Raw genomic sequence first — 1,161 nt, 5'->3', positions numbered from 1 at the left:
CCGTGCACCTCGTCGGATACGGGCGCACGAACCACGCCGGCGGCGGCGACCCCGCCGTCCTGGAGCACGTCATCGCGGAGGACTACGGCCACCGGCCCCCGCCCCCGACCCGGGGCAACCTCGACGGCGTCGACGGCAACCGCGCCTTCTACGGCTTCGAGTGCATCAACCGCGGCGATGGCCGCGACCCTTGGCCCACCGCGCAGCTCGACGCGATCGAGCGCGTCTCGGCGGCGCTGTGCCGGGCGCACGGCTGGTCGGCGAAGAGCGTGATCGGCCACCTGGAGTGGTCGAACGACAAGAGCGACCCGCGCGGCTTCACCATGCCGGACATGCGTGCCCGGATCGCCCGCCGCCTGTCCGGACAGCCCGGACACCCCTCCCCCAACCCCACGGAGGACACAGTGCCGTACCCCCTCGGCGAGGCCAGCACCACCCGCGTTGACCTGCGTCCGGACACCTGGACCACGGTCCGGATCGGCCGGGACAACCTCATCTCCGGAGCCCGCTCCTACACCGCCGCCGTGTACCTACGCGTGGACGCCCTGCCGGGCGGCGTGCTCCAGGGCCGCTTCGTGCACCAGCGGCCGGACGGCAGCCGCTGGACGTCCCCGATCGTCGAGCGCATCGCGACCACGGGCAGCAGCTTCGTCGACTTCCTGCACGCGGGCTCGATCCTGCCGGGCGAGACCCTGCGCTTCGAGATCACATACGGCCCGGCGACCGCCGGGGACACCGCCCCCGCCACCCTCACGGCCGCCCAGGCGCGCGGCCTCTACTGGAAGTGATCACCATGACGACCTCCGCCTTCTGGCTCGCCACCTTCGAGCGGATGATCCGCACCTTCGCCCAGCCCTCCTCGGCGTCCTCGGGGCCGGCGCTACCGGCATGCTCGACGCCCCGTGGATGGGTGCTCTGTCCGCCGCCGCCCTGGCCGCCGTCCTCGCCCTGCTGACCGCCGTCGCAACCTCTGTCGGCCCCGAGGGCCCCGGGCTCACCGAGACGGTCCGGAAGGCGCCCGAGTGACGACACCGGCCGACCACGCCGTCGCCGTCGAGCTGGAGCGACTGCGCGGCAGCGTGGACACCGGCTTCGCCACCCTCAATGGCAAGCTCGAAGTCGTTCTCCAGCGCACCACAGCCGTCGAGTCCGACCTCGCCA

At 73.0% G+C, this 1,161-nt stretch carries 2 protein-coding genes; both read left to right on the top strand.

Features of this window, described 5'->3' with window-relative positions; translation table 11 throughout:
- On the top strand, positions 1 to 788 hold a 788-nt coding region (locus I5Q34_RS33945), incomplete at its 5' end, for an N-acetylmuramoyl-L-alanine amidase (RefSeq protein WP_199896349.1).
- 118 nt (positions 789 to 906) lie between these two features.
- Entirely contained in the window at positions 907 to 1,026 is a 120-nt protein-coding gene (locus tag I5Q34_RS35390) for a hypothetical protein (protein WP_234429947.1), read from the top strand.
- The last annotated feature ends 135 nt before the right edge of the window (positions 1,027 to 1,161 follow it).

This window comes from Streptomyces sp. AV19, assembly GCF_015999245.1.
GTDB lineage: Bacteria > Actinomycetota > Actinomycetes > Streptomycetales > Streptomycetaceae > Streptomyces.
Note: the sequence above shows the minus strand (reverse complement) of the source record. Positions and strands in the feature narration are given on the sequence as shown.